This is a genomic window from Micromonospora sp. RHAY321 (genome assembly GCF_023896955.1).
Taxonomy (GTDB): domain Bacteria; phylum Actinomycetota; class Actinomycetes; order Mycobacteriales; family Micromonosporaceae; genus Micromonospora.
Map to the genome: position 1 here is coordinate 403,184 of NZ_JAMHIW010000004.1, position 22,291 is coordinate 425,474.

Consider the following 22,291-nt stretch of genomic DNA (forward strand, 5'->3'; position numbering starts at 1 on the left):
TGCCAGATGGTCCCCCCACCCCGCCGGCCGAGTGACGAGCCCGGCCTCAGACGGTCACCGGCTCGGCTTCCAGGCTGGTCGACCGGGTGCGGCCGGCCCACCGGACGACCGGGGGCACGAGGGCACCGAGCAGGAGGAACAGCCCACCGAGCAGCAGCCACCCCGGTACGCCCCAGCCGAGCGCGAGGCTGGTCACGACCACCGGTGCGAGCATCTTGCCCAGTTCGTAGCCCATGCCGTACGTGCCCTGGTACTGCCCCTGCGCGTCGGCCGGCGCCAGGCCGAAGGAGATCCCCCAGCCGGCCGCGGAGTGCCACAGCTCCCCGATCACGTGCACCAGCGACCCGCAGCAGAGAAGGCCGATGGCGGCGGCCGTGGGCAGCGCCCCGCTGGCGGCGAAGAGTACGCAGGCCAGGGCGATGGCCACCCCCGCCCGACGGGAGGCGCGGGCGGCCCCGGGCAGGGTGACGGCGCTGCGCGCGGCGCGTACCTGCAGGAGCACCACCAGCACGGTGTTGACCAGCGTCAACGCGGAGATCATCCAGGCTGGCGCCCGGGTGTGCCCCGCGATCCACAGCGGCAGGGCGATGGTGAGCAGGCTGAAGTGCATGGACATCAGCCCGTCGAGCAGGGTGAAGACGAGGAACGGGCGGTCCCGGAGGGCGACCAGCCGGGGTCCGTGGGTCGGGGCGGCGACCGGCGCGACGGTGGGCAGCCGGAGGAAGACCGCCGCCGCGCCCAGCGACGCGGCCGCCGCGGTCAGGATCAGCGCGACGTACCCGGCGCGGGTGTCGGCGGCGATGGCGAAGCCGCCGAGGACGGCGCCGACGGAGATGCCGACGTTGGTGGTGGCCCTCAGGTAGGCGCGGGTGTGCACCCGTTGGTCGGCGGGGATCGCGCCGGCGATCAGCGCGCCCCGGGCGCCGCGCTCGACCGCGTCGGCGAGTGCCGTGGCGGCGCCCACCACCAGGAAGGCGGCGAACGAGCGGACGGTGATCAGACCGGCGGTCAGGGTGCCGGCGACGATCAGCCCGCCGACCTGCGCGCCGCGCGGCCCGATGCGGTCGGCGAGGTAGCCGCTGGGTGCGCTGGCGAGCACGCCGGCCAACGCCGAGATGGTGAGCCCGATGCCGACCTGGGTTGGCGAGAGGCCGACGGACCGGGTGAGGAAGAGCGCGCTGGAGACCAGCCAGAGGCCCCGCCCGACGGTCTTGACCAGGGTGCCGAGGGTGAGGGTCCGGGCCGGGCCCGGCGGGGGAAGCAGCCGCATGACCGTCACCATACCAAGACGTACGTACGGTTTGTGAACCCGAACTTGTCGGCGATGCGTTGGCGATATATCGTTGATGCATCAGCGACAGTCCTAGAGAGGAACAGCAATGAGATTCCATCGACAGCAGCACCCGATGCACGAGGCCCGGATGCGCGGCTTCGGCTTCCCGCCGGTCCCGCCCGGCCCCCACGGCCACGGCCACGGTGGCCCCTGGGGTGGGCGCGGCCGCGGACGGGGTCGGGGCCGACGCCCCAACGTCCGGGGCGCGGTGTTGGCCCTGCTCACCGAGCGGCCGATGCACGGCTACGAGATGATCCAGGAGATCGACTCCCGCACCGGCGGCGCCTGGCGCCCGAGCCCGGGTTCGATCTACCCCACCCTCCAACTGCTGGAGGACGAGGGCGTGATCGTCGCCAGCACGGAGGAGTCCGGCGGCGGACGGAAGCGGTTCACGGTCACCGAGGCCGGTCAGGCCGAGGCCACCGAGGCCGCGCAGACCCCACCGTGGGCGGAGTTCGCCGAGGGCACGGTGAACAGCTGGCACGACATCCGTGACGCCGGTACGCAGGCGATGAGCGCGCTGCGCCAGGTGATGATGAACGGCACCGACGACCAGCGTGAGCGGGCCGCCAAGGTGCTCGACGAGACCCGACGCAAGCTGTACGCGATCCTCGCCGAATCCGAGTGACACGAGGCAGCACCACCGGAACACCGAGAGAGCGGCCGTTTCCCCACGGGAGACGGCCGCTCTCTTCGCTGTGCGTCGTCGGCGCGACAGAGCGCGCCGGCGGGTGGATCAGTGCACGGTGACGGTCGGGCCGGTGACCAGCCCGCGCAGTTCCTCGGGAAGCTCGGCGCCCATCTCGTCGGCGATCCGCAGCGCCTCCTCGATGAGCGTCTCCACGATCTGCGCCTCGGGCACCGTCTTGACGACCTGCCCCTTGACGAAGATCTGGCCCTTGCCGTTGCCGGAGGCGACACCGAGGTCGGCCTCGCGGGCCTCACCGGGGCCGTTGACGACGCAGCCCATGACGGCGACCCGCAGCGGCACCGGCAGCCCTTCCAGACCGGCGGTGACCTCCTCGGCGAGCTTGTAGACGTCCACCTGGGCCCGCCCGCAGGACGGGCAGGAGACGATCTCCAGGCCCCGCTCGCGCAGGCCCAGCGACTCCAGGATCTGGTTGCCGACCTTGATCTCCTCGACCGGCGGGGCGGAGAGCGACACCCGGATGGTGTCGCCGATCCCCTCGGCGAGCAGGGCGCCGAACGCGACCGCCGACTTGATGGTGCCCTGGAAGGCCGGGCCGGCCTCGGTGACGCCCAGGTGCAGCGGGTAGTCGCACTGCTCGGCCAGCTGCCGGTACGCACGGATCATCACGACGGGGTCGTTGTGCTTGACCGAGATCTTGATGTCGCGGAAGCCGTGCTCCTCGAACAGCGAGCACTCCCAGAGCGCCGACTCGACCAGCGCCTCGGCGGTGGCCTTGCCGTACTTGCTGAGCAGCCGCTTGTCCAGCGAGCCGGCGTTGACGCCGATCCGGATCGGCACGCCGGCGTCGCCGGCGGCCCTGGCGATCTCCTTGACCTTGTCGTCGAACTGGCGGATGTTGCCCGGGTTGACCCGGACGGCCGCGCAGCCCGCGTCGATCGCGGCGAAGACGTACTTGGGCTGGAAGTGAATGTCGGCGATCACCGGGATCTGCGACTTCTTCGCGATCGCCGGCAGGGCCTCGACGTCGTCCTGGGACGGCACCGCCACCCGGACGATCTGACAGCCGGACGCGGTCAGCTCGGCGATCTGCTGGAGAGTGGCGTTGACGTCAGAGGTGAGGGTGGTGGTCATCGACTGCACGGACACCGGCGCACCGCCACCGACGGGGACCGAACCGACCATGATCTGGCGGCTGGCCCGACGGGGAGCGAGCGGCGGCGGCGGCACGGCGGGCATACCGAGACTGATTGCGGTCACTTCAGGCACTCACCTTGAGAAGAGCGTGATCGGGTTGACGACGTCCGCGGCGATGGTCAGCAGCGTGAACGCGCCACCGATCAGGATCACCACGTACGTGAAGGGCATCAGTTTGAGGTAGTCCACCCGGCCGGGGTCGGCCCGGCCGATCCGCGCGTAGACCCAGGAGCGGGCCCGTTCGAACCAGGCGATGGCGATGTGGCCGCCGTCCACGGGGAGCAACGGCAGCAGGTTGAACACGCCGATGAAGAAGTTCAGCGACACGAAGAGCATGAAGAAGACCAGCCAGGCGTTGTTCTCCACGGCCTCGCCGCCGAGCCGGCTGGCGCCCACCACGCTGATCGGGGTGTCCACGTCCCGCTCGCCGCCGGTGAGGGCGGTCCACAGGGCGGGGACCTTCTGCGGGAGCCGCTGCAGCGCCTGCGCGGTGCCGACGGCCAGCTCGCCGGTGAAGTCGGCGGTCGCGCCGAAGGCACCGACCGGCCCGTACGTCACCCGGGTGGGGGTGCTGGGAACGAGGCCCACGCCGAGGGCGGCCACGGGTGCGGCGGCGCCGTTCGGGTCGTCCAGCGGCGGACGCTCGGTCTGGGCCAGCACCGTGCTGGTGCTGCCCGGCTGCCCGTCGCGGACGTACTGGATCTGCGCGGTGTCCCCCGGCTTGAGGCTGCGCAGCGTGGTGAGCAGGTCGCCGTAGTTGCCGATCGGGGTGCCGTTGACCGAGGTGATCCGGTCACCGTCGCGCAGTTGCGCCTGGGCGGCGGGGCTGGCCGCGTCGGCGGGCGTGCACGCCCGCACCGCGTTCTCCGGCACCACACACTCGCTGAGCTGGATGACCGCCGGCTCCTGGCGGGCCTGCGCGTCGGTGGTCGGGAAGTCGGGGTTGGGCAGGCCGGCGGAGACGGCGAGGATCCAGATCGTGATCAGGGCGAGCGCGAAGTGCGTGATCGACCCGGCGGCCATCACGATCGTCCGCTTCCAGACCGGGTAGCGCCACATCACCCGCGACTCGTCACCCGGCTCGACGTCGTCGTCCTGCGGGGTCATCCCCACGATCTTGCAGAAGCCGCCGAGCGGGATCCCCTTGACGCCGTACTCGGTCTCGCCCCGCTTGAACGACCAGAGGGTGGGGCCGAATCCGACGAAGTACTTGGTGACCTTCATCCCGAACATCTTGGCGGTCAGCAGGTGCCCCGCCTCGTGCAGACTCACCGAGATGAGGATGGCCAGGGCGAAGAGGACCACCCCGAGCAGGTACGACATCAAGCTCCTTCCACCGAACCCGCGATGATCTTCTGCGCGTGGGCGCGTGCCCACGACTCGGCCGCGAGCACGTCCTCGACGGTACCTGGTTCGTCGAAGTCCGGAGCGTCCTCCAACACGCGCTCCAGGGTGTCGACGATGCCCAGGAACGGCAGCCGGCCCCCCACGAACGCCTCGACGCACTCCTCGTTCGCCGCGTTGTAGATCGCCGGGCGGGAGCGCCCGGCCTCCCCGGCGGCCTTGGCCAGGGCGACGGCCGGGAACGCCTCGTCGTCGAGCGGCGCGAACTCCCAGGTGTGCGAGGCCGTCCAGTCCACGGCGGCCGCGGCTCCGGGCACCCGGTCCGGCCAGCCGAGCGCGACCGCGATGGGCAACCGCATGTCCGGTGGGCTGGCCTGGGCGATCGTCGACCCGTCGACGAACTCGACCATCGAGTGGATCACCGAGGTCGGGTGCACCATCACGGTGATGTCGGCGTAGGGCACGTCGAACAGCTCGTGCGCCTCGATCACCTCAAGCGCCTTGTTGACCATGGTGGCCGAGTTGATCGTGATGACCTTTCCCATGTTCCAGGTCGGGTGGGCAAGGGCCTGCTCGGGTGTGACCTGCGTCAACTCGTCGCGGCTCCGGCCCCGGAACGGGCCGCCACTGGCCGTGACGATCAGCCGACGCACCTCCGGGCGCGAGCCGGAGCGCAGGCACTGAGCCAACGCCGTGTGCTCCGAGTCGACCGGCACGATCTGCCCCGGCCGCGTCACTGCGGCCCTGACCAGCGGGCCGCCGGCCACGAGCGACTCCTTGTTGGCCAACGCGAGGGTACGACCACCCCGCAGCGCGGCCAGCGTAGGAGCGAGGCCCAGCGAGCCGACCACCCCGTTGAGCACGATGTCGCACGGCCACTGCGCCAGCTCGGTCATCGCGTCCGGGCCGGCCACGATCTTGGGGAGCTTGAAGTCGCCGGTGGCCCAGCCGCGCCGGCTCGCCTCGGCGTAGAACGCGAGCTGGAGGTCCTGTGCGGCGGACGCCTTGGCCACCCCGACCGCGTCGACCCCGAGTTCCAGGGCCTGAGCGGCGAGCAGCGCGACGTTGCCGCCACCGGCGCCGAGCGCCACCACCCGGAAGCGGTCCGGGTTGCGCCGGACGATGTCGATGGCCTGGGTACCGATCGAACCGGTGGACCCGAGCAGGACGAGGTCGCGGGGGGAGGTCACTGGGCCATTCTCTCCCACCGTCGCTGAACGCCCACTGGGAGCCTCAGCCCTCCCCGTCCACCTGCTCCGTTGGCGCCTCCTCGTCCAACAGCTCCGCCGGATCGATGGCGAACTCGAACGGCTCCCGCATGGCGAAGGTGCTTCCCGCCGCAGCGGCGGCCAACGGTCGGTATTCACCGTCGACCAACTCGAACAGGGCCATGGTCGGCACCCGGTTACGCAGGTCCACCCGGAGGAAGAAGGGCACCCCGACAGCCCCGTACTCCCGGGGGCGGTCGATCACGTCCTTGCGCCGATTACCCGGTGAAACGATCTCCCCCAGCAGCACCGCCTCGGCGATGGGAACCGTCGTGCGACCACCGCCCGAGTTACGCAGCACAGCAATGTCCGGGATGAAGAGATCATCCAGCTCGACGGCGCGGGCCGCTGCCAGCGCAGCGACGAGCTCGATGCGCGACGACGCCCGACGATGATCGACTCGGGCTCATGGAAGTCGGGGTATCCGCAGCATGCGGACACCCCGACTTCATGGAAACCGTGTTGATCAAGAGCAACCGTTGGCCGGGGGCCGCCGGAGCGGCCCCCGGTCGGGATCAGCCGCCGTTGATGACGAACTGCGAGCCCGGCTGGATGACGATGTTGCCGTCGGCCGAGTTGGTGATGGTCACATTGGTCAGGTTGGCGTTGCCGCGCGCGCCGCCCATCGCGAGGATGCCGGCACCGTTGTTGGACTTGTCGATCCGCACGTTGGTGATCGCGACGTTCGGCATGTTGCCGCCGCCGTTCTTGAACTGGATGCCGTCGTAGGTCGAGTCGATGATGTCGGTGTCCCGGATCGTCACCCCGACGATGTCCCTGGTGGCGGGGAACAGGGTGATGGCACCGAACTCCTGGTCCTCGTTCCAGAAGGCGCCACCGGTCCGGTAGAGCCCGTTGTTGGCGATCAGCGTCGTCCCGGAGAAGGGCAGCGGGTCGTGGTCGGTCGCCAGCATGATGCCCGGGTAGTTCGCGGTGTCGTAGATCAGGTTGTTCTCGATCGAGTTGTCGTAACCGCCGTAGATGGCGATGCCGTTCGCCCGCCAGGGCAGCTGGATGGTGTTGTTGACGAAGTGGTTGTCGTGGGCGATGTCGACGTTGCGGTCCTTCACGTACGGGTTGGCCCAGACGGCGAGGGCGTCGTCGCCCGTGGTGCGGAAGGACGAGTTGAACACCCGCGAGTTCCGCGTGCCGTTGCTGAAGTTGATGCCGTCGGCGTAGGTGTTGCGGATCCGCATGCCGGTGAACTCCAGCCCGTCGGCCGGCCCCCACAGGTCGGGGATGTTGTCGTAGTCGCGGCCCACCCAGACGCCCACGTTGGCGTGTTCGATCCAGACGTTGCTGATCCTGGTGCCGGTGCCGAAGCGACCGTTCAGACCGACGCCGCCCTCTGCATTGCCGTCACCGCCACGGATCCGGCCCGAGCCGAAGATGGCGATGTCGGAGATCTGGGTGTTCTTGTCGATGTCGAAGCCGAAGTTGCCCTCGTGCGGGTGGTTGATGCCGCCCACCACGTTCTGCGGCTCGGTCAGCGTGTAGAGCTGCGAGTGCCACATACCGGCACCCCGGATGGTGACGTTGCTGATGCCGACCTGGTTGTGCGTACCCCGGTTCAGCGGGTCGTCGGTCAGGATCTTCTGCTCCTGCCGCCACTGCCCCGCCGGGATCCAGACGCAGCCGATGACCCCGTTCTGGTCGTCGGTCACCGCCCGCTGGATGGCCGCGGTGTCGTCGAGCCCGTCGTTGGGGACCGCACCGTACGACGTGATCGAGGTGCATCCGGCCGGCTGGCTCGCCGCCGGCGCCACCTGCTCCAGGTCGATCATGTCGATGACGTAGAACGAGGCGTTGTCACCGGCGTCGCGCTGCAACTTGAAGCGGGTGCCGGCCGGGTACGACTGCGCCAGCAGCGCGTTCGACTCGTCGAACAGCCGCCGGGCGTCGGCCTGTGGCGTGTTGGTCAGTGCCTCCGGCCCGTCGGTGTTGCCGTAGAGCCAGCTGTGCCGCGACGAGAGGGTCAGCTTCCGGGAGAAGACGTCGTTGATGTAGAGGCTGATCGTCGCCTCGATGCCGCCACCGCCCGGAGCGTCCGGGATGGAGTTGCGCACCACGATGGCGTTGGCCGGGTTGGCCGAGGTGAACTGGACGAACTGCCCGGTGCTGTTCAGACGCACCGACTTGCGGCCCGAGGACTCGGTGGCGAAGTTGGTGTGGCCGAACGTACGCAGGGGGTCGGTCTCCAGCAGCGTGCCCTGGTACTGGGCGGCCTCCGCCTCGTAGGAGACGTACGGGACCGCCGCCCCACGCCCGACCACGATCGACTGGCTGAACGAGTTGTTGGTCTCGTTCGTCTCGGCGACGGTGTTCGTCGCGTCGGCCGTGGCGGTGATGGTGGCTCCGCCGCTGGTGGCGGTCCAGCTTCCGGCGACGGCCACGTTGACCGTCGCCCCGGCGGCGATCGAGGCGGTGTTGGTGTTGAGCGTGGTGCTGCCCGCGGTCAACCGGGTGACCGTGGTCGCGCCGGTCGCGGTGGTGCCGCGGTTGCGAACCGCCACGGTGAACGTGACCGAGGCCCCGACGGCCGGGTTCGGCGGGTTGGAGCTGATGCTGAGGACCTGCAGGTCGGGCCCTGGCGCCTGCGTGACCACCAGCGGCGTGGGTGCCGTGAAGCTGTTGTTGCCGTTGTTCTGCTCGACGATCGTGTTCGTCGGGTCGACCACCGCCGAGACGCTGTAGCTGCCCATCGGGCGGGTGCCGGCGTTGAACGAGACAGTGGTCGAGCCTCCCGCGGCGAGTGCTCCCACGGCGGCGCTGCCGACGACCGCGCCGGCCAGGCTGAAGTTCACCGTGGTGGCGGCGGCCGCCGCCGACCCGATGTTCTGCACGACGGCCGAGAGGGTGACCGGGCTGGCCTCGCTGGGCGACGCCGGGGACCAGGTCGCCGAGCTGATGACCAGGTCCGGGTTGGGTGCCGGCGTGCCGCACACCTCAAGCTCGGCCACCTGGCCAGACGGCGCACCGCTGTTGGCGGTGAACCGCAGTTGCACGTCGGCGGTGGTCGCGGTGACCGGGATGCTCACCACGTTGGTGCCCTGGAGGAACTGGTAGCTCGCCGCCGACACCAGACTGGTGTACGCGGACGCCGCCTGGTCGCGGCCGAGGACCTGGATGGTCTGGCTACGGGTGCCCCAGGCCGGGTCCGGGTTCAGTCTGACGGTGACGGACGAGATGGAGTGGTTCGCGCCCAGCGCCACGGTCAGGTTCTGCGGGTAGCTCGCCGCGCCCTCCCAGTAGGTGGTGAGCTGCCCGTCGTTCGCCTTCTCGGGGGTGAACGTGAAGGTGGAGCCGCTCGCCGTCATGCTCTTGCCCTGCGCCACGTTGGTGCAGGCAGGCGGATTGCTGCCGGTCCGGGTGACGGTGTTGCTGTTGCCGGACAGGTTGCCGGCGCCGTCACGGGCGCGGACGAAGTACGACACGGTCGCCGTCGCCGGCTGGGTGTCCTGGTAGCTGAGGACGGTGCCCAGCGTCGCGATCAGGTTGCCGCCCCGGTAGACGTTGTAGCCGGCCAGCCCGCTGCCGCCGGAGTCGGTGGAGGCACCCCAGTTGAGCGTGATCGTGCTGCCCGACGTGCTCTGCGACAGCGTCCCGGGAACGCTCGGCGCGGTGGTGTCACCACCGCCGGTGCGGGTCACCGTGTTGCTGTTGCCCGACAGGTTGCCGGCGGCGTCGCGCGCCCGGACGTGGTAGGACACGGTGGCCGTCGTCGGCTGCGTGTCGTTGAAGGTGGTCACGTTCCCGATTGACTGGAGGAACGCACCGTTGCGGTAGACGTCGTAGCCGGCGATGCCGCTGCCGCCCGGGTTGTCGGTCGACGCGACCCAGTTGAGGGTGATCGTCGTGCCGGACTGGGTGTACGAGAGGTTTCCCGGCACGCTCGGCGCGGTGGTGTCCGGGACGCTACCGCCGCTGCCGTAGACCTCCAGTTCGGAGAGCTGCCCGGCCGGCCAGCCGCTGTTGGCCGTGATGGTGATCCGCACGTAGCGGGTGGAGGTCTGGCTGAAGTTGATCGTGACCGTGCTGCCGGTCGCCGGGTTGAAGGTGTAGGTCTGCGACCCGACCAGGTCGCTGAACGACGATCCGGTGGCGCTGCCCTGCACGCTCAGGGTCTGCGTGCGCGTCGCCCAACCGGAGGTCGGCAGCTTCAGCACGACCTGGTTGACGGCCTGCGACGAGCCGAGATCGACCTGCACCCACTCCGGGAACGAGTTGTTGGTGCTCTCCCAGTAGCTGCCCGCGTTGCCGTCGACGACCTTCGACGAGTCGTAGACGTCGGCGTGGCCGCTCTCCTGGGTCGGGCGCCCCTGGGCGAGGTTGGTGGCCGCCGGGGCGAAGGCGGTGCTCGTCGCGGCAGTCGTGTCGGCGGGGCTGGCGGCGCCTGCGGGGTTCGCGACAGCCGTCGACCCTGCCGTCGCGATCATCATGGCGGCGACTGTCGCCGCCACCATCCTGAACCGGTTCGTTCGTCTCATCACTGTCCTGTCGTTGGGGGGACGGTGCCGCGGATGGCTGGACCACGGCGTGGAGCGTGAGTCGGCGCATCGCCAGCCGACGCGATGAACGCGCGTGGCTGGTGGCTGAGGTGCCGAAGAGGCGAGGTGGTGGTGGCGGGCTGGGGGAAGCGCCGCCGTAGAAGGGGGTCCGCGAGAATTTGCGGGGCCATGCAACGAATCAAACACGCCTTTGTCGAGATCTTGCATGACGTTGACCAAATGTTACTGAGGTGCTACGAGGGCGTCAACAGTTCGACCATCGTCACTATTGACAGCCACGCATGCGTTTCGACGGCGCAACGAAAGGGCCCCTCACCAACGCCTGGCGTTGATGAGGGGCCCCTCCTTCGTCGCGGCGGGCGTGGCCGTTCAGCCGCTCGGGGCGGACAGGACGAACGTCTCCAGGTCCTCGCCGCCGTACCAGTCGGTGCGCCGACCCACGTGGGTCATGCCCAGTCGCCGGCAGACCGCCATCGACGGCTCGTTTCCCGGCGCGACCACCGCGTAGATCTCCGACGTGCCGGCGGCGAACTCCCGTGCCACGGCCGCACGAGCCGCCTCGGTCGCGTAGCCGTGACCCCACGCGTCCGGGTGCAGGTGCCAGCCGACCTCGATGTCCTCGGTACGCAGCGCCTCGTCCCGCCCCGGCAGCGGCTTGAGCAGCAACGTGCCCACCACCGCGCCGGTGTCCCGCACCTCGATCGCCCAGGTGCCGTACCGGCCGTGGTCGGCGGCGTGGCGGTCCTGCCAGTAACGCAGCCGGTCGAGGGCCTGCGCCGGGTCGGTCAACGGCAGCCCGGATGCCACACCCAGCCACCGGGCGATCTCCGAACGGGAGTAGATGTCGTAGATCCGGGCCAGGTCGGCCGGGTCGGCGGTCCAGTCGCGCAGGATCAGGCGTTCGGTGGTGAGGACGGTCATGGCGGGCGATCTTAATGAGTGGCGGACGCGACGACGGGGAAAAGGATCGCGATGGACAGCGGCTGGCAGCGGACGAAGCGGATCATCAATGCCGCGTTCCGCCCTGTCCGTGGCCGGGACCTGTCGCTGCACGCCGCCGCCATCACCTTCTACGGAGCAATCGCGGTGGTGCCGGTGGCCCTGCTGGCGATCTGGCTCACCTCGCTGATCGCCGGGGCCGACCGGGTACGCCGGCTCACCTCGTACGCCGTCGAAGCGCTCCCCACCGCCATCGGCACGCCCCGGGCGGTGGCCGCCCTGGTCGACGCCGGGGTGGAGTTGACCCCGCTGCTGGCGCTGGCCTCGCTGCTGCCCGCGTCGCTGTACGGCGAGGGCCTGCGACGGGCGTTCGTCTCGGTGGCCGCACCCCGGTCCGACGAGCACCTGGTCGGCTGGCGGGGCCGGCTGCTCCTGCTGCCGCTGCTCGCGCCGGCCCCCGCGCTGCTGCTGTCGATCCTGCTGGCGCTGCCGCTCACCACCGGCCTCGTCCGGCAGGGCGGCTGGGTCGGTGCGCTGGGCGTGGTGCTGTCCTTCCTGGCGGTCTGGCTGGTGCTCACGCCGGTGCTGGTGTGGGTGTTCCGGGTGGTCGGGCCGGCCTCACCGGACTGGCTGTCCACCCTCGGGCTCGGGTCGTTCACCGCGGCGAACCTCTCCGGCTTCCTGCACGGCTTCGTGCTCTTCGCCTCGCTCCCACTGGACCTGGGCGTTCCGTTCGGCGGCTTCGACGAGATCGGCGCCGGCGTGGCCGTACTCCTCTGGCTCTACCTGTTCCACGTCATCGTCCTCTCGGGTTACTCCGCCACCCTGGTCCTCTCCCGCTGGCGCGCCCAACGCACCTCCCAGCCGAGTTGATCAAGAGGTTTCCGTCACCAAGCGCCGTTCCGCTGACCCGAACCTCTCGATCAACGGCGGTGGGGCCGAGGGGCTGACCTGGGGTGGGGATGAGGGCTAGGCTGCGGCGGCATGAGCAGCGAACTTCCCGCTCGCGCCGACGTCGTGATCGTCGGTGCCGGGCACAACGGCCTGGTCTCCGCCATCCTGCTGGCCCGCGCCGGCCTCGACGTCCTGGTGCTGGAGGCCGCCGACGTGATCGGCGGCGCGACCCGCACCGAGAACCCGTTCCCGAAGGTGCCCGAGCTGCGGCACTCCACCGGCTCGTACCTGCTCGGGCTGATGCCACCGGAGTTGCTCGCCACGCTCGACGTGCGGATCCCGGTGCTGCGCCGCGACCCGCACTACTTCCTGCCCACGCCCGGCGGCCTCGGCTCGCCGTACCTGCTCTTCGGCAGCGACACCGCCGCCACCCGCGCCCAGCTCGCCGAGTTCTTCTCCCCCGCCGACGTGGCCGCCGACGACGCCATGCAGGCCGAGCTGGCCGCCCTGCGCGAGGACCTCGCGCCGGCCTGGCTGGCCGAGCCGCTGACCCCTGAGGAGACCGCCGAGCGGCACGTCCGCCCTGCGCTGCGACAGGTCTTCGTCGACCTGGTCCAGGGCTCGGTCGCCGACTACCTGGCCCGTTTCGAGTTCCGCTCCGAGCTGCTGGTCAGCATGTACGCGGTCACCGACGGGCTCTCCGGGCTCAACGCCGGCCCGGACGACCCCGGCACCGGCCACAACTTCCTGGTCCACAACATGTGCCGGCTGCCCGGCTCCGGCGGCACCTGGATGATCGCCGAGGGCGGGATGGGCACCGTGTCGCGCACGTTCGCCGACGCCGCCCGCGCCGCCGGCGCGACCATCCTGGCCGGTACGCCGGTGACCGCGGTGACCCTGGACGGCGGCGCGGCGAGCGGTGTCGTGCTCGCCGACGGCCGGCAGGTCGCCGCCCGGGTGGTCCTCGGCGCGTGTGACCCGTACCGGCTGATGGACCTGCTGCCCGACGGCGCGCTCCCGGCGCCGCTCGGCGAGCGGATGGCGGCGGTCCGCCGCCCCGGCACGACGCTGAAGCTCAACCTGGCGTTGACCGGGCTGCCCCGGTTCTCCTGCCTGCCGGCCGACGCGCCCAGCCCGTTCGGCTCGACCATCCACCTGCTGCCCGGCTCCGCGTCGCTGGTCGGCGGGGAGGCCACCTCGCCCATGACCGCGCTGCGCGCCATGTGGGCGGACGTGCAGGCCGGCCGGCTACCGGCCGAACCGACCATCGAGTGGTACCTGCACACCACCGTCGACCCGTCGCTCTCCGACGCCGCCGGGCACCACTCGTCTGCGCTCTTCGTGCAGTCGGTCCCCTACGACCTGGCCGGCACCACGTGGGACGCGGCGCTGCCCGGCTACGTCGACCGGCTGATCGCGATCGTCGAGCGGTACGCCCCCGGCACCGGCGACCTGATCGCCGACGCGGTGCCCCTGCCCCCGCCGGGCATCGAGGCCCACTTCGGCATCACCGGAGGGCACATCCACCACGTGGACAACACCGTGTCGTTCACCGACCGGATGCCCTACGCCACCGGGGTCGACGGCGTGTACGCCGGCAGCGCCGGCTGCCACCCGGCCGGCAGCGTGATCGGCGCGGCCGGCCACAACGCCGCCCGCCGCATCCTCGCCGACCTAGGCCGCTGACCCGCCCCCGGACGGGCGGGCCGACGGCCGAAGGTCGCCGGGGCCTCCGATCAGGTAGAAGGCGACCAGCAGGAGGTACGCGCAGAGGCTGAGGATGGGGTCGACGAAGACGACGGCGAAGGCGAGCAGGTAGAGCAGGGGCTTCAGCAGGATCCGCCGTGCGACCGCGCGGGCGAGCCGGGGATCCAGGTCGGGGTGGAGCAGCCCGCGTCGGCGGGCCCACCACCAGCTCAGGTTGACGAAGAGCGCCTCACCGAGCACGGTGCCGACGTAGAGGGCGGCCGTCAGCCGCTGCTCGGTCGCACTACCGCGCAGGTTGTCCGACAGCAGGTCGGCGGTGAACGGGATCGTGGCGATGAAGAGCAGCACGAACAGGTTGAAGACCAGCAGCAGCTGGTCGACCCGCACGATGTACCGCCACAGGTTGTGGTGGGCGATCCAGACCTGCCCGGCGATCGCGAAGGTGATCACGTACGCCAGGTAGGACGGCCAGGCGTGGGCGAGGGCGTCCGGAAGCTCCCGCCCGCTCTCCCGGGCCGGCCCGGTCTGGAGCAGTTCGACGGCCATCACCGTCAGCACGACGCCGAAGACCCCGTCGCTGAACGTTTCCACCCGGGCGGCGTCGCGGGCCTTCTCCCGGCCGCGCCCGTACCGGTACCCGTCCTCCTGAGCGCCGGCCCCCGCCACGTCCGCTCGTCAGATGACGGCTTCGCCGGCCGGGGCGGGAGCCTCGGCGTCGACCCGGTGGGCGCGGACCTTGTGGCCGACGCTGGTGAGGCAGCGGCCGCTGGCCAGGTCGAAGCGCCAGCCGTGCAGCTGGCAGGTGAGCTGGTCGCCCTCGACGATGCCGAACCGGGTCAGGTCGGCCTTCAGGTGCGGGCAGCGCCGCTGCACCACCCAGTCACCCAGGGTGATGTCCTCGGCGTCGGTGCTCCGCTCGTGCTCGTCGTACCAGCCCTCGGCGTACTGGAGCCGCTCCTCGGAGAGGCACTTGAAGAACGCGTAGACGAACTCGTTGTACTGGCCGATCCGGGCCGCCGAGAACCGGCAGGAGAGGAAGAGCGAGTTGACCCAGTCCACCTCGTCGATGAAGAGCAGATGCTCGATCAGCGACCGCTCCGTGCGGAACCGGTAGCGCACCTTCTCGTCGGCGTACGGCCGGACCTCCTTGCCCGGGAAGTCCACCACGATCGACTCGACGCTCTCCCCGTCGTAGCCCACCAGGTCGAAGCGGACCGGGCCGCCGACACCCTTGGCCAGGTAGATCGACTCGTCGAGCAGCGGCTCGATCCGGCTCTTCATCTGCCCGAGCACGTCCACCTCGGGATGCCGCCAGGACGCCTTCTCGGCCTCGATGATCGGGCGCTTGCGCTCCCGCATCTCCTCCAGGTGGGCGACCTTGTTCGCGAAGAACTCCTCGACCGGCATCGGGTGGGTCGTGGTCGCGCCGTCGGTGGTGACCTCCGCGACGCTGCCCGGCAGCAGCACGATCCCGTTGGTGCCGCCGACCTTCGCGTACTCGGCCAGGAAGACCGACTGGTCGGGGAAGATGTTGCCCTCGTCGCCGTGGATGTCGTTGAACTGCCACAGCGCGTCGTCGAGGAAGCACGGCGGGCCGGCGATCGGGAAGACGTGCGACGCCTTCAGGTCGTCGATGTAGCGCCAGGTCCGGTCGAACTGCCGGTCGCGCTTCTGCTTGCCGAACGCGGTCTTCGCCGCCTGCGGGAGCTCGTAGACCATCGGGTACCAGATCGCGCCGGAGAACTGCAGCAGGTGGGCGTGCACGTGCCCCAGCTCGGCGAAGACGCTCAGGTCGGTGGGTCGGGCGTCGTTCTGGTTGAGCAGCCGCACCCCGTCGTACTCCACCCAGAGCGACGAGTCGCCGATCGGGCCGTCCGTGGGGCTGGTCAGCGCCTGGATCATGATCTTGAGGCCGCCGGGCAGCTCCACGACCTGCTCGTTCGGCGCCTTCAGGAACTTCGTGAAGCCCAGCGCCCGGAACTCGTCCTCCATCTCGGAGGTGGGGAACTCGGGGAGCAGGACCGTGGCGTCCTTGGAGACAAAGTCCCGCAGGTGCTTGGCGTCGAAGTGGTCCCGGTGCAGGTGGGAGACGTACAGGTAGTCGACCTGGCCCAGGCTCTCCCAGTCGAGCAGCGAATTGTCCGGAAACGGAAACCACGAGGCGAAGTAGGCAGGATTGACCCACGGGTCGCACAGGATACTGCCCGCGGCCGTGTCGATCCGCATGCTGGCGTGCCCGGTTCCGGTCACTCGCACCGCACAGTCCCCCTCAAACAGACAATCAGGTGTACGCCAAACGCTACCGGAGGGAGTCTGACCGCCGCCCCGCGACGCCGGTAGTGCCGTCCGGCCCCACCGGGCGGGACCCCGGGTCGGGGAAACCCCCACCGCGCCGACCCGGGCAGGAGGCGTGCCAGACTAACCGGAGATCCGATCGCGAGGGAAGGACCGACAGTGGCAGGAAGCGAGCCGGTAACGTCGCCAGACCAGCACAAGCCCGGGCACCGCAAGTCCGGGCGGATCGGCGCGGTGCTCACGGCGCTGGCGCTGCTGGCGATGATCTGCGGCAACCACGAGGGCAGGGTCGAGGACATCTGGCTGGTCGGCCTGGCCGCGCTGCTGCTGATCATCGTGATCGGCGACGCCGTGCTGCGGCGCAACGGTCTGCGCTCCTGACCCGACCGGCCGCCGGACGACCGGCCGACGTACGCCGAGGGCCCGCCCCCACCCGGGGACGGGCCCTCGTCCGTACGCGTCGGGCTCAGCGCCCGAAGAGGATGTCCTGCACGTCCTTGAGCGCGGCGTCGACCTCGGCCTCGAAGTAGCCGCCGGGCACCAGGCCGAACCGGAGCGTGTCCAGGTCCTTCGGGTTGACCGGCATCGGGTTGCGGCCCTGCATGCCGCCGAGCAGCGTGTCGAAGAAGCGGTCGACCTGGTCCGGGTCGTACCCGCTGCCGAACCGGCGCACCTGGAAGCTGCGCCGGATCTGGTCGACCCGGTACAGGTCGCTGCCGGGCGGGCCGGCCATCGGCGGGCCACCCATCGGCGGACCCCCGACCGGCGGGCCGGCGACGGCGGGCGGACCGGCCATCGGCGGGCCGCCGATGCCCTGCTGCGGCATCGGGGGCGGGCCGGCCGGGCCACGGCGCATGTCGCGCAGGTCCCGCTCGGGCATCCGGATCTCGGCGGTCATGTCGGCGCGGCCGTGCCGACCGGCCTCGAAGCCGTCGAAGCGCGGCTCCTCCGGCGGGTAGCCGCCGGGCGAGCGCTGGTCGTCCGGGGGGCCGTAGCCACCGGGCATGCGCTGATCGTCGGGGGGACCGTAACCACCGGGCATCCGCTGGTCGTCCTGGCCGTAGCCACCCGGGCCGGCGGGCAGGCCGCGCGGCGGGGCACCGTGCCCACCCATCGGGCCGCCCGGACCCATCGGGCCGGGACCACCCGGGCCGCGCGGCGCGTCGTAACCGCCGCGGGGGGCGTCGTACCCACCGGCGAAGGCGCCGGTCGGCTCGTCGTAGCGGCCGTAGCGGTCGGCGGGCGGGCCGGCCTGCGCCGGCATCGGCCGGGGCGGCATGGGCTGCGGAACCATGCCGCGCTCGTCGCGCATCGGCGGACCCAGCCGGTCCGGCGGGCCCATCCGGTCACCCATGCGGGGGTCGCCACCGCGCCCGGCGGCGTTGCGCTCCTCCAGCTCGGCCAGCTGCCGCTCGACCCGGTCCAGGTGCAGGTCGACCTGCCACTCGTCGTAGCCGTTGAACCGGACCCGGAAGACGACGTCGTGGACCTCCTGGGAGGCCACCGGCGCGCCGACCTGTCGGCCGTCGAGCGTCGCCTCGACCCGGTCGAGGAAGGCATCCACCTCGTCGACCTTGTATCCCCGGCGGAGCGCCTTGCGCCGGAAACGCTGACCCTGACTCGCCACTATGTCTCCTGGTCTCGTTCGCCACGCCCGGTCACGCCGGTGCCTCTCCGGCGCGGTCGGTGTTGGTGTCGTTGTCGTCCTCGGCGGCGGCGAGCTGGCCACACGCGCCGTCGATCTCGCGACCCCGGGTGTCCCGTACGGTGGTGGACACCCCGGCGTCGCGCAACCGCCGGACGAACTCCCGCTCTACCGGCTTCGGGCTCGCGTCCCAGCGACTGCCCGGCGTCGGATTGAGTGGAATGAGGTTCACGTGCGCCAACTTGCCGGCCAGCAGCCGCCCGAGCAGGTCGGCCCGCCACGGCTGGTCGTTCACGTCCTTGATCATCGCGTACTCGATCGACACGCGACGGCCCGTCCGGGCGGCGTAGTCCCACGCTGCGTCCAGCACCTCGGAAACCTTCCAGCGCTGGTTTACCGGCACGAGTTCGTCGCGCAGATCATCATCGGGGGCGTGCAACGACAGCGCAAGGGTCACTGAGAGGTCTTCGCTGGCCAGTCGGCGGATGGCAGGAACCAGGCCGACCGTGGAAACGGTGATGTGCCGCTGGGACAGGCCGAGCCCCTCGGGAGCCGGGCTGACCAGGCGACGGATCGCGCCGATCACCCGGGAGTAGTTGGCCAGTGGCTCGCCCATGCCCATGAAGACGACGTGCGACAGCCGCGGCGGGGAGCCGGCGACCGCACCGGAGGCCGCCACCCCGGCCAGGTACACGGCCTGGTCGACGATCTCGGCGGTGGACAGGTTGCGGGTCAGCCCGGCCTGGCCGGTGGCGCAGAACGGACACGCCATGCCGCACCCGGCCTGGCTGGAGATGCAGACGGTGACCCGGTCCGGGTAGCCCATCAGCACGCTCTCCACCAGCGAGCCGTCGTGCAGCCGCCAGAGCGCCTTGCGGGTGGCGCCGTCGTCACAGGCCAGCTCGCGCACCGGAGTGAGCAGCTTCGGCAGCAGTTGGTCGGCCAGCCGCTCCCGGGTCGCCGCGGGCAGGTCGGTCATCGCCTGCGGGTCGCGGACCAGCCGCCCGAAGTAGTGGTTGGAGACCTGCTTGGCGCGGAAGGCCGGCTCGCCCAGCCCGGCGACCAGCGCCTGGCGGCCGGCCAGGTCCAGGTCGGCGAGGTGCTGAGGTGGCATGGAGGCCCGGCGTGCGGCGGGGGCGTCCGAGGTAACGGGGATCAACGGCAGGCTCGTCATGGCTGGTCCAGTGTGTCACGCTCTCGGCGACACGTACCTGTCCGGAGGTGTCGAACCGGCCCCGACCGCGGGATCGGGTTCACCGTGCCGGCGTGATCCATGCCTCACTTCACCATCGGCACGAAGATCGCCAGCAACAGGTACGCGGTCGGCACCGCGAACAGGATCGAGTCCAGCCGGTCCATCAGGCCACCGTGGCCCGGCAGCAGGTTGCTCATGTCCTTGATGCCGAGGTCGCGCTTGATCATCGACTCGGCGAGGTCGCCGAGGACCGCCGCGCAGGACACGGCCACCCCGAACACCGCACCCCACCACGGCGCCAGGTCGAACATCAGCCACAGCAGCAGGGCACTGCCCAGCGCCGCCGCGGTGACCGAGCCGGCGAAGCCCTCCCACGACTTCTTCGGGCTCACCGACGGCGCCATCGGGTGCCGACCGAACGAGACGCCCGCGGCGTACCCGCCGGTGTCGGAGAGGACCACCGCGATGAGTGTGGCCAGGATGCGCAGCCGGCCGTCGTCGGGGGCCGCCGCCAGCAGCGCCGCGAACCCGCCGAGGAACGGCACGTAGACGGCGATCAGGGTGGCGGCGGTGAGATCCCGCTGGAAGCCGCCCGGGCCGTCGCCCAACCGCCAGATCATCGTGCCCAGGACGGTGACCAGCAGCCCCAGGCTGAGCGCGTCCGGGCCGGCGAACCAGGCCAGACCCACGGTCAGCACGCCGCCGGCGACCAGCGGCACCAGCGGTGGGTGGGCGCCGCTGCGCCGGACCGCCCGGGCCATCTCCCAGATGCCGACGCCGATCGCCGCGGCGATCACGACGAGGAACGCCAGCGGGTAGAAGACCAGCGGCACCACGATCAGCGCGCCGAGCCCCAGACCCACCCCGATCGCCGCCGGCAGGTTACGGCCGGCGCGCCCGGAGCCCACCTGCTGGGTGGCCGGTCGGTCGGCGCTCGCCCGGCGTCGGCCCTTCGACCGTCGGCCGGCCGGAGGCTCCGGCTCGGACATCAGGTCCTCGTCCGGGCCGACGTCGGCGCCGATCGGCGCGAGCTGCGCGGTCGGATAGCCGGCATCGTCGTCGTAGCGGACCGGGTCGTGGTGGCGCATCGGGTGACCGTCGTACCGGCCGGGCTCGTCGTAGCGCTCCGGACCGGCATGACCGGGTGGGCCGTCGAAGCGGGACGGGCCGTCGCCGCCGGCGGGCGGGCGGGCGTCGTACCGGCCGCCCCGGCCCCGCTCGTCGTACCGGTCGGGCTGGTTGCGGTCGTCCTGGTACCGGTCCCGGTCGTCCGGGCGGGCCGGCCGCCCACGGTCGTCGTAGGGATCCGCGGGGTACGGGTCGGCGGGCGGGCGGGTACGCGGCTCGGCGTACAGCTCAGCGCCGGCGGCCGGACGGCGGCTCCACTGGCCCGGTTCGAGTTCCGGCTCTGGCCAGGGCAGGGCCGTCGGGCGCTCCGGCCGGTCCCAGCCGCGAGGCTCGCCACCGTAGGGGTCGGGGTGGGACATCACGCACCGCGACGCGGCACGAGTACCACCACATGACGCAAGACCACAAGCATCCCCTACACGCGTGACTTTTGTTCCTCCGGTCGACCGCCCCTACGGTCGGTCGATCCCCGGTGTTCACCGCCCGGTGGCCGGGAATCCTGCCGAGCCTACTGCACCCGCCGCCGGGGCGAGGTGGACGATCGGCCCCGGCCTCCCACCCGGGCGGCGAGCGGGACGACGGCGCCCACGCGTACCTCGGAACGACCCTGACCCGAGACCACCCGGACCGTCCGGGTCCCGCACTGACAAACGGCACGAGGCCCGTCCCCGAAAGCGGGGTCGGGCCTCACGTCGACTGCGTGCCGGGCGGACACCCGGGCCGGTGGTCAGACCTCCAGCAGCTCGGTCTCCTTGTGCTTGACCAGGTCGTCGATGCTCGCCACGTAACGCTGGGTCAGGTCGTCCAGCTCCTTCTCGGCGCGGCGGCCGTCGTCCTCGCCGGCCTCGCCGTCCTTGACGATCCGGTCCAGCTCCTCCTTGCCACGGCGGCGGACGTTGCGGATCGCCACCTTGGCCTCCTCACCCTTGTGCCGGGCGACCTTGATCATGTCGCGGCGGCGCTCCTCGGTCATCTGCGGGAGCAGGATGCGCAGCTGGTTGCCCTCGTTGTTGGGGTTCACCCCGAGGTCCGAGTCGCGGATCGCCTTCTCCATCGCGTTGATCTGCGAGTTGTCGTACGGCTTGATGAGGGCCATCCGCGGCTCGGGGACGGCGATGGACGCCATCTGGGTCAGCGGCGTGGGCGTGCCGTAGTAGTCGATGATGACCTTGGAGAACATGGCGGCGTTGGCGCGACCGGTACGGATGGCGCCGAACTCCTCCTTGGCGTGCTCGACCGCACGCTCCATCTTCTCCTCGGCCTCGAGGAGGGTGTCGTCGATCACCGGTCTCCTCGCCTCCTTCTGTGCTCGTCGTGGGCTCTGCTGAAAGTCGCCGGGACCGCCGCTGCCGTCGCCGCGGGCGGGGCGGGGCTCAGGCGGTGATCAGGGTGCCGATCTTGTCGCCACCCACCGCGCGGATGATGGTGTCGTCACCCTGCGCGCCGAAGACCAGCATCGGCAGGCCGTTCTCCATGCAGAGGCTGAACGCCGCCGCGTCGGCAACCCGCAGGTTGCGGCGCAGCACCTCGGAGAAGGTGATCGAGTCGAACTTGCTGGCGGTCGGGTCGAGCCGGGGGTCGGCGGTGTACACGCCGTCCACCCCGTTCTTGCTCATCAGCACCACGTCAGCCCGGATCTCCAACGCCCGCTGAGCGGCAACGGTGTCGGTGGAGAAGTACGGCATGCCCGCGCCGGCGCCGAAGATGACCACGCGGCCCTTCTCCAGGTGCCGGATCGCCCGCAGCGGAATGTACGGCTCGGCGACCTGGGCCATGGTGATGGCGCTCTGCACCCGGGTCTCGATGCCTTCCTTCTCCAGGAAGTCCTGCAGGGCGAGGCAGTTCATCACGGTGCCGAGCATGCCCATGTAGTCGGCGCGGGCCCGGTCCATCCCACGCTTCTGCAGCTCCGCGCCGCGGAAGAAGTTGCCCCCACCGACCACCACGGAGACCTGCACGCCGCGACGGACCACGGTGGCGATCTGGCGGGCGATGGCCTGGACGACGTCCGGGTCGACGCCGATCGCGCCGCCACCGAACACCTCACCGGAGAGCTTCAGCACCACCCGGCGGGCCCGACCGGGCGGCGGCGCCGTCGGATCGTCCACCGCCAGCGTCCGGTCACTCACAACCTGCGTCATCCGCCCCGCCCTTCCCCACGCGTACGCCCCGCGCGCCGCGTACCGCGA

At 71.1% G+C, this 22,291-nt stretch carries 18 protein-coding genes; 4 read left to right on the top strand and 14 right to left on the bottom strand.

The genetic code is table 11. From position 1 onward, the window contains the following. Positions 1-46: 46 nt before the first annotated feature. Positions 47-1,270: an MFS transporter gene (locus tag M8C17_RS12965; protein ID WP_252416680.1), complete on the bottom strand. Its 1,224-nt coding sequence runs from the start codon at positions 1,268-1,270 to the stop codon at positions 47-49. Positions 1,271-1,379: 109 nt separating this feature from the next. Here M8C17_RS12965 and M8C17_RS12970 point away from each other — a divergent pair, with 109 nt between their 5' ends. After that, complete coding sequence (locus M8C17_RS12970) at positions 1,380-1,961, top strand: PadR family transcriptional regulator (RefSeq protein ID WP_252416681.1); 582 nt, start codon at positions 1,380-1,382, stop codon at positions 1,959-1,961. Between the two features lie 108 nt (positions 1,962-2,069). Here the strand turns inward: M8C17_RS12970 and ispG are convergent, their stop codons facing one another. The 6 genes from ispG to M8C17_RS13000 all read right to left on the bottom strand — a co-directional run bounded on the left by ispG (position 2,070) and on the right by M8C17_RS13000 (position 11,220). Next, positions 2,070-3,242, bottom strand: coding sequence for a flavodoxin-dependent (E)-4-hydroxy-3-methylbut-2-enyl-diphosphate synthase (gene ispG, locus M8C17_RS12975; RefSeq protein ID WP_130408231.1), 1,173 nt, complete (start codon positions 3,240-3,242; stop codon positions 2,070-2,072). A 9-nt stretch (positions 3,243-3,251) separates the two neighbouring features. Next, positions 3,252-4,502, bottom strand: a complete 1,251-nt coding sequence (locus M8C17_RS12980; RefSeq protein ID WP_252416682.1) for an RIP metalloprotease — start codon at positions 4,500-4,502, stop codon at positions 3,252-3,254. Continuing rightward, positions 4,502-5,713, bottom strand: coding sequence for a 1-deoxy-D-xylulose-5-phosphate reductoisomerase (gene dxr / locus M8C17_RS12985; RefSeq protein ID WP_252416683.1), 1,212 nt, complete (start codon positions 5,711-5,713; stop codon positions 4,502-4,504). Before dxr ends, M8C17_RS12980 begins: the two co-directional genes overlap by 1 nt. Positions 5,714-5,756: 43 nt before the next feature. Then, complete coding sequence (locus M8C17_RS12990) at positions 5,757-6,164, bottom strand: Uma2 family endonuclease (protein WP_308209418.1); 408 nt, start codon at positions 6,162-6,164, stop codon at positions 5,757-5,759. A gap of 142 nt (positions 6,165-6,306) precedes the next feature. Further along, the gene (locus tag M8C17_RS12995) at positions 6,307-10,230 is read right to left on the bottom strand and encodes a CARDB domain-containing protein (protein ID WP_252416685.1); all 3,924 of its coding nucleotides are present in this window, start codon (positions 10,228-10,230) and stop codon (positions 6,307-6,309) included. Positions 10,231-10,668: 438 nt separating this feature from the next. Then, complete coding sequence (locus M8C17_RS13000; RefSeq protein ID WP_252416686.1) at positions 10,669-11,220, bottom strand: GNAT family N-acetyltransferase; 552 nt, start codon at positions 11,218-11,220, stop codon at positions 10,669-10,671. Between the two features lie 51 nt (positions 11,221-11,271). Here M8C17_RS13000 and M8C17_RS13005 point away from each other — a divergent pair, with 51 nt between their 5' ends. Both M8C17_RS13005 and M8C17_RS13010 read left to right on the top strand, forming a co-directional pair. Further along, a complete protein-coding gene (locus tag M8C17_RS13005; RefSeq protein ID WP_252416687.1) occupies positions 11,272-12,111 on the top strand; it encodes a YhjD/YihY/BrkB family envelope integrity protein in 840 nt (279 codons plus the stop codon). A gap of 111 nt (positions 12,112-12,222) precedes the next feature. Continuing rightward, on the top strand, positions 12,223-13,818 hold the full coding sequence (locus M8C17_RS13010; RefSeq protein ID WP_252416688.1) for an NAD(P)/FAD-dependent oxidoreductase: 1,596 nt from the start codon (positions 12,223-12,225) through the stop codon (positions 13,816-13,818). On the opposite strand, the gene M8C17_RS13015 is transcribed toward M8C17_RS13010, so the two are convergent. Continuing rightward, complete coding sequence (locus M8C17_RS13015; protein WP_252416689.1) at positions 13,807-14,505, bottom strand: TMEM175 family protein; 699 nt, start codon at positions 14,503-14,505, stop codon at positions 13,807-13,809. The two genes, M8C17_RS13010 and M8C17_RS13015, sit on opposite strands and share 12 nt — an antisense overlap. A 9-nt stretch (positions 14,506-14,514) precedes the next feature. Further along, positions 14,515-16,095: a Rieske 2Fe-2S domain-containing protein gene (locus tag M8C17_RS13020; RefSeq protein ID WP_252416690.1), complete on the bottom strand. Its 1,581-nt coding sequence runs from the start codon at positions 16,093-16,095 to the stop codon at positions 14,515-14,517. A gap of 198 nt (positions 16,096-16,293) precedes the next feature. On the opposite strand from M8C17_RS13020, the gene M8C17_RS13025 reads away from it, so the two are divergent. Beyond that, entirely contained in the window at positions 16,294-16,515 is a 222-nt protein-coding gene (locus M8C17_RS13025; RefSeq protein ID WP_252416691.1) for a DUF2631 domain-containing protein, read from the top strand. An 85-nt stretch (positions 16,516-16,600) separates the two neighbouring features. Here M8C17_RS13025 and M8C17_RS13030 read toward each other — a convergent pair whose 3' ends face one another. From M8C17_RS13030 to pyrH, 5 genes are all read right to left on the bottom strand, one after another. Then, positions 16,601-17,761 (bottom strand): DivIVA domain-containing protein, encoded by a 1,161-nt coding sequence (locus M8C17_RS13030; RefSeq protein WP_252416692.1) that lies wholly within the window; start codon positions 17,759-17,761, stop codon positions 16,601-16,603. Between the two features lie 31 nt (positions 17,762-17,792). Continuing rightward, positions 17,793-18,953, bottom strand: coding sequence for a 23S rRNA (adenine(2503)-C(2))-methyltransferase RlmN (gene rlmN, locus M8C17_RS13035; RefSeq protein WP_252416693.1), 1,161 nt, complete (start codon positions 18,951-18,953; stop codon positions 17,793-17,795). 104 nt (positions 18,954-19,057) lie between these two features. After that, a complete protein-coding gene (locus tag M8C17_RS13040; RefSeq protein WP_252416694.1) occupies positions 19,058-20,461 on the bottom strand; it encodes a phosphatidate cytidylyltransferase in 1,404 nt (467 codons plus the stop codon). 368 nt (positions 20,462-20,829) lie between these two features. Next, a complete protein-coding gene (frr, locus tag M8C17_RS13045; protein WP_252416695.1) occupies positions 20,830-21,387 on the bottom strand; it encodes a ribosome recycling factor in 558 nt (185 codons plus the stop codon). An 88-nt stretch (positions 21,388-21,475) separates the two neighbouring features. Beyond that, on the bottom strand, positions 21,476-22,243 hold the full coding sequence (gene pyrH / locus M8C17_RS13050) for a UMP kinase (RefSeq protein WP_252416696.1): 768 nt from the start codon (positions 22,241-22,243) through the stop codon (positions 21,476-21,478). Between the last annotated feature and the right edge of the window lie 48 nt (positions 22,244-22,291).